The following is a 6,697-nucleotide window of genomic DNA, read 5'->3' on the forward strand; positions in this document are numbered from 1 at the left end:
GTCGCGTTCAAGTAGATCCGAGGGCCATGTTGCAGAGTGGACAACGACTTCTCACCGAAGAGATCTTTGTCGTAGCTCTCCGCCAACTTGTCCAAGCGGGACTCAAACGGATCCAGGAAGCCCCCGATCACGGACCCCACCGCAATTGACTTTGTTCTGAGGTACTCGTCGAGCTTGTGGAGTGCTGCATCAACACCACTTGACCAATTCGCAGCAAGCGTTGCCCCCGCAATACTTCCGCCACTGACACATGTCAAAAGATCAATGCATTGGAGAAGCCGCAGTTCGTGAAGCTTACGCAACATGCCCAGATGAAAGGCCGCAGCTCTGAATCCCCCGCCAGACAAAGCAAGGCCAATGCGGCAATCTTTACCGCCGATCGTCACTGTCATAGTCCCTCCATTTCGACTGCATGAACATATGAAGAAACGTTACAGCAGCGGGAGGGGAGTGCGCAAGAAATTTGTTACCTGAACAAGCTTGCCTCCTCCTTGGATGAAAAGAATGCTTGGGGTAAACGACGCTTGTTTCGCGGAGCCTACCACTTGGGATCTATTGCAGCGGCTGCAGTCCTTCATGAATTGCGCATGGAAGGCTGCTCTCGGAACCGCAACTGATCGTCGGCAACGTCTCTTGGACCTTGCCACGCGCACGAAACCGCACAAGTCACACACACGAGGCAGCTCAAGCGTTGCGTCTGACGCAGCCCTCAACCTGTAGCCGGGACCAGAGCAACTCTACGCGTCGGCATGGCTGGGCTCGGCCGCGTAGTCCCGATTCAGTCGGACGCTGAAGTGCGCGCGAGGAATCCTATCGTGGGCAAAGCAACGGTCCGAGCTTTGTCCAGAGCAGGCGGCCAGCGACAGGCCAGTTCCACTTCTTCTCTTGAGTTCGGACGCATCGCACTCACTGACGTTGCCCCAGGCACGACAGGCGGCAATGACGGCCTACACACCGCCCAGCATCTTCTCCAGCCCAGTGGAGAACTCGCTTTCCAGGCGGATGCGGTCGTCAAAAGGAACATCAGGTGCATCTTCGAGCGCCACAAAGAAGGGCTTGGTCATTCTCAGCTCCAGCTGAACTGCTGTAAAAGTATCCAGCGATCGGCAGGCTATGAACAGGCTTAACTTGCCGGAGCTGCGGCGTACCTGCCATGGCATGACCACCTTCAAATACGCGTGGCGCACTAGGCACATACGCGAAACTGGGGATGACGCTGCCATAGACGCGTGATAACGTGCAGGTTGGCAATTCGTACCCCCGCGCAGACAGGTTGCTAAATTGCCCAAAGGGCGAAGAGACCCGCATTCATCAGTTCAGGAGAGGGAACATGAATCGACTACCTCAATTCGTGCTCGTTGCCGCCTGCCTGGCGCCGCCGTTCGCGGCAGCCCAAGCGGGCATCGCTACCTGGAACCTCGGTTGGCGCCTGGACAAGGCTGTGCACACTCGTTGGGTCCAGGCCTGTTCAGCCATCAACTGGAAAACCGAAGACGCGATCAAGGCTGACCAGCAGCTTGCCCCTGAGGCTCTCAAAGGCCTGCCATATTGCGATGTCCATGACGGTATCGACTACCGCATCAAGCCCAAGTGCAAAGCGGCGATCGGTATGGCCTTGCAGAGCCGCCCCTCCAAGGCAGACAGCGCCGACGGCAAATGCCGTGTCTCCCCTGATCTGGCTGACTGGACCCAATACGAGCGCAAGCTTGCCGTGCTGCGCGAAACCTTCCAGGCCATGGACAAAGATGGCGTCACCTTGGTTGGGCTGCAGGAAGTCAGCAATGAAGCGGCGGTGAAGACCATCCTGCCGCCTGGCTGGGACGTTATCACCTCAGCCAGCCAAGCGGGCGCACCAGCCATCCCGCAACACGTCGGCGTGGCCTGGAAGATAGGATCACCGGCGCCCCAAAATGTTCAGCTGTTCAGCGAGCTTTCGAACATCGGATCAAGACCGCTGCGCCCGGGGCTTCAGTTCACCCGCGACGTGGCCGGCAAGCCGTCCGACTTCCTCGTGGTGCACATGAAGGCCGGCTGTCGCTCAGTCCCGATCAACAACCCCTCCAAGGACAGTGAGAAGGAAGCCTGCCCGGTCTTGGCCGAACAGGTCGTCGTGCTGGAACGCTGGATAGATGACCGCGTCGGCAAGGACTTCGTGGTTCTGGGAGACTTCAACCGAACCTTGCTGCGCGAGATGGAGCAGTACCCCAGGGCAGATCCCAAGCGCTTCGGCGCCAACATGCCCGATCAGGTCGTGGCGATGGCGACCGAGTGGAACGACGACACACCCAAGGGCAGCCTTATCCAAGTTGTACCGCACAAAAAGAACGCCGAAGGCAAGCTAATTGCTGGGGATTATTTCTGCTCGCAGACCACCGGCATTGACCACGTGATCCTGAGCGCAACGCTGGCGCAGCGGGTGAGGGGTAGCAAGACGCTGGAGATGCTGCCGGTGAGCTATCGACTTGAAGGGAAGAGTTTACCGACTGACAAAGACACGGTACCGCCTTCAGACCACTGTGCACGGTTCGTACGACTTTGAAATTCACTACGCTAAGCCGTTGGATTGGTGACAGATGAGGAAGATCAACAGGCGCTTAGTAAGCGTTCCCCAATCGCTTCGCGCTCCAGCGCTGCGGAGCGAAAATCTAGCGCTTGAGGACTACTATAGTTTGCCGTCCCGGGAACGGACAAGTCGGCGTGCGCCATTCGATGAGACGGTGCTGCTCCGAGAAGGCGTCGTTGACGCGCTCAACCAGGTGTTCAGGAGGCGCTGTGCATTCTGCGAGGACGAAGTCCTATCCACCGAAGACAACATCAGTCATTTCAGGCCGGCTCGAGGTATTGAAGTTCCGGCATCGTCGAATCGTGGTTCGGCCCGATTTAGCAGCGACCACTATGGTTGGTTCGCCTATGAATGGCGGAATTTGCTTGTCGTGTGCCCTGCATGCAGAAAGATTCAGGGAGCGAGATTCCCTGTGCGCGGCACCCTCGCCCCTGTGCTTTGCACATGGTCTGAAGCGAACGACATTGAGAATGTTGAGTTGCTTGATCCATGTGTTGACGACCCGCTGAAGCACCTCTCGCTTCTGGTGTCCGGGGAGCTCGTTCCGCTTACTTCGCAGGGGCAATGCACGGTGGATCTGCTGGCGCTGAACTCGAGGTTCAATCTCAAAGAGCAGCGTGCTCGCAGCGTTTCTGTCTTGAAAGACATGTTGCTGGAGCGGAATGACTTGAGTAGGCAAAGTTCGAAATCCCCGCTCGTCGAGTTGGAAGAGCGGCGGGCACGTCCAGGGGCTGCGATTCTGGCCGCGAGAGGCATCCTTGACCAACTTGAAGAGCAAGTGCCGCACTATGCACGGCAGGCTAGGGTGCGTTCTATCGACGAGATTTTCAAGGCTTTGGCTTTGGCGCCCAGGGAGCGCCTGCTTGCAGCGCTTCAGACCTACTCTGAGTCCAGGAGCACAACTCGTGTGCGTCCATATCGCGATGCGGCAGCTGCGCAGCTGTCGTTTGACAAAAGAACTGGGGACAGTCGGATCCGGAAAATCGAAATCAAAGCTTTCAAGGGAATATCGGATCTGACTCTTGACTTTATGAGATCTGGAGAAAAGACCTTCTCATCCCCGTGTGTCGTGCTTCTGGGCGAGAACGCAGTAGGAAAAAGCAGCGTGCTTCAGGCGCTATGCCTGACGCTATCGGCGCCGTCAGAACGTAGAAGATTGAGACTCAGACTCCCAGATTTCATGAGCCATGGTAGCGAAGACTGGAAAATGGGACAGGTGGTTCCCGAGGTGAGAGTAGAGCTTGACGATGGGACGGTCGTGGAATTGACCGTTGATTCGTCGACACCCTCAAGCTTTAAAGGGGGCGGAACATCTGCTGTTACGCTGCTCGCATACGGAGCGCGCCGCTACTTTGAAAGTAACAAGCAGGCGAAGTCTGTGGAGAACAAGACGCTATTTGATCCGCTGGCGACGATTGCGGACGCGACACCTTGGTTGCAACAGTGTTCCGAACAGGAGTTTGACGCCGTGGCTCGAGCCATGTCAGACGTTCTTTCGCTCCAAGCCCAAGACCGCATCTTTCGGGCAATAGACGGCAGAGTAATGGTCCGAGCGCATGGCCGCAACACGCCGATCAGCCAGATGAGCGATGGCTACAAGTCGCTCTTCGCCATGACCGTGGACATCATGTGTCAGATGGTTCAGCGCTGGACAAGTCTCGAGGCGGCTCGAGGCGTCGTGCTTATAGATGAGATCGAGACCCACCTGCACCCTCGCTGGAAGCTGCAGGTAATGGGGGCCCTCAGGAAAGCCCTCCCGCAGGTTCAATTCATCGTTACGACACACGACCCACTGTGTCTTCGCGGCATGGGAAACAACGAAGTCATTGTTCTCAATCGGGATGCGGCTGGAGTCGTCGCGCAGCAACAGGGATTACCAAGCGTCGTTGGCTTAAGGGCAGAGCAGCTCTTGACATCGGATTACTTTGGCTTGGTCAGCACGACAGCCCCTGAGATGGACAGACTTCTTGACCAGTATGTTGAGGCAGTCCAGGACGCGGGCCAGCAGGTGTCGCCAGGTCGCGATCTAAAAGCCAAAATTGCTGCGGAAATTTCGTCCGTGACGACGCGTGGGGACACTGTTAGTCAGCAACTCGCAGCTGAGGCCGTTGCGCGATACCTTGCTGCCAGGCGTGCTCAGCCGCTCGCAGACAGTTCGGCAGTTCGCGAGGATGCGGTTCAAGCAATTCTGGCAATGTTGAACAAGAAAGATGGTGATGCGGTTCGTTGATAGAGCCAGCGTCCCAGTTCCGCAGTCCCTGGTTGCTCCGGCGGGAGCTACGGCGACTGAGCGGCAGTCTGCGATTGACTACTACGGAGCCAATCCTCCGCCTACGAAGGCCTTCGGGTTCGAACAGTACAAACACCCCGATGTCGTCGAGGCACTTGAAAAACTCTTTGGCGGCAAGTGTGCTTACTGCGAGAGCCGATACGCAGCGATGCAGCCGATGGACGTCGAGCACTTCCGGCCAAAGGGTTGCGTAGCCGGAGAGAAGCACCCGGGGTATTGGTGGCTAGCTCTCGCGTGGGAGAACCTGCTGCCTAGTTGTACTGACTGCAACCGGTGTCGCAAGCAATTTATTGTCGATCTAGGCGAAAACGGCGACGTTGTCGTCTCAAATGAGAAAGAGAATTCAGGCAAAAAGGACGCCTTCCCCATCAGCGGCAAGGTGCGCGCCTGCAAGCCGAGCGACAGTCTAATGGCGGAAGGCGCGTTGCTCATCGACCCAACAGTACAGGACCCCGCACAGCATTTACAGTGGTTCATGGGCAACCTGTCAATGCCAGTGGTCGTGGCAAGAGAAGTGGATGGCGTAAAGGATCCAATGGCCGTGGCAAGCATTGAGGTTTATGGTCTCAATCGTCTGCGGCTAGTCCAAGAGCGCGGAACTGTGCTTGAGGATTTGGCGTCCGATTTTTCGGACTTGAGGAGCGATGTCGGATTGGCAGCCACCGCTCCACCGGGAGGACTGAGGGACGCGCTGTTGGCCCAGATCCATTTACGGATGCAGAAGCTTCGACAAAAGAGCGAGACAAGTCGGTGGTACTCAGCAGTGGCGATGGCATACGTTGAGACAGCCGAGGCGGCCTTGAAGGTCGAGTTGGAGGGGTTGATCAGCTCCGCGCCGTGATTGCGGTGCCGCAGGCATACGAATTTGATGATTAGAAGACTCAACGCGCGAATGCAAAGTGTCAGAGTGGTAGCTCTCGCAACCACTGATCCAGGAGGCCACCATGCAATCGACTTTGAATCGGCCCGTCATCGGTCTGAACTTGGCAAAGTCGGTGTTCCAACTCCACATCGTTTGTATAGAGTCGGGCGAGATCCAGCAACGCCGAATCAAAAGCGCCAAACTCACGGAATTCTTCGCCAAATGCAGTCGCAGCCTAGTGGCGATGGAAGCTTGCGGGTCATCGCATTACTGGGCCAGGACGATCCGGGCGCTGGTGGCTGCAGTCGGAGACTTCTGCACATTCAAATCCGCGCGGCAGTTCGCCTCATGGGTAGGGTTGGTGCCTCGTCACGTGAGCACTGGCGGGAAGACGCAGCAGTTGGGCATCTCCAAGCGCGGAGACACCTACTTGCGAACCTTGTTGGTCGCCGGCGCAAGGGCCGTGATTGCCCGATTCGGAAAATCTGACTGGATTGAACGGTTGCTGCAGCGGCGACATTACAACGTCGTGGTGGTGGCGTTGGCCAACAAGATGGCGCGCACTGTGTGGGCGGTTCTAGCCAGGGGTATGGCCTTCGATCGGACCCGTTGGAACCCGCTTGAGACGGCGACTGCCTGACCCGTCAGCGCGGCGCGCCACTGACCTACAACACCGATTTGAAGGAGAACCTGCAAAAGCGTATTGATGGAATGACGGTCAAACCGGGTTGGGAAATTCCGATGAATCGCCAGTACCTTGAGTACATCCCGGAGATAGGAACCTCAGCCGCGAATAGCCATCATGGGCAGCAGCAACCACTGCACCAACAGCTCGGATGTACGGCCGCAAACCCTTCAGACCATCACGAAGCAGATGCTTGTTCTCCTAGGGCGGACCATGTAGAGGGCCTGTCCGAGTTTCCGTGTGTGAGGCTCACTGAGCCTTCACCGATTTGGCGAAGGTGAATGAGTATCTTACGTG

The 6,697-nt window shown here is 57.1% G+C and carries 5 protein-coding genes; 4 read left to right on the forward strand and 1 reads right to left on the reverse strand.

Annotated features, from left to right (window positions below):
* Positions 1 to 392, reverse strand: a 392-nt coding sequence (locus AC07Z7_RS24570) for a patatin-like phospholipase family protein (RefSeq protein WP_494767971.1), incomplete at its 3' end; no start/stop codon positions are given.
* Positions 393 to 1,330: 938 nt separating this feature from the next.
* Between AC07Z7_RS24570 and AC07Z7_RS24575 the strand changes: the two genes are divergently transcribed.
* The 4 genes from AC07Z7_RS24575 to AC07Z7_RS24590 all read left to right on the forward strand — a co-directional run bounded on the left by AC07Z7_RS24575 (position 1,331) and on the right by AC07Z7_RS24590 (position 6,355).
* The gene (locus tag AC07Z7_RS24575; RefSeq protein WP_494767972.1) at positions 1,331 to 2,539 is read left to right on the forward strand and encodes a hypothetical protein; all 1,209 of its coding nucleotides are present in this window, start codon (positions 1,331 to 1,333) and stop codon (positions 2,537 to 2,539) included.
* A 178-nt stretch (positions 2,540 to 2,717) separates the two neighbouring features.
* Positions 2,718 to 4,793, forward strand: a complete 2,076-nt coding sequence (locus tag AC07Z7_RS24580) for an AAA family ATPase (protein WP_494767973.1) — start codon at positions 2,718 to 2,720, stop codon at positions 4,791 to 4,793.
* Positions 4,780 to 5,694 carry an HNH endonuclease family protein gene (locus AC07Z7_RS24585; protein WP_436131901.1) on the forward strand — a complete coding sequence of 305 codons (915 nt, stop codon included), beginning with the start codon at positions 4,780 to 4,782 and terminating at the stop codon, positions 5,692 to 5,694. The genes AC07Z7_RS24580 and AC07Z7_RS24585 overlap by 14 nt, the downstream gene beginning before the upstream one ends.
* Positions 5,695 to 5,809: 115 nt before the next feature.
* Entirely contained in the window at positions 5,810 to 6,355 is a 546-nt protein-coding gene (locus tag AC07Z7_RS24590) for a transposase (protein WP_494767974.1), read from the forward strand.
* The last annotated feature ends 342 nt before the right edge of the window (positions 6,356 to 6,697 follow it).

This window comes from Acidovorax sp. GW101-11A03 (assembly GCF_059424825.1).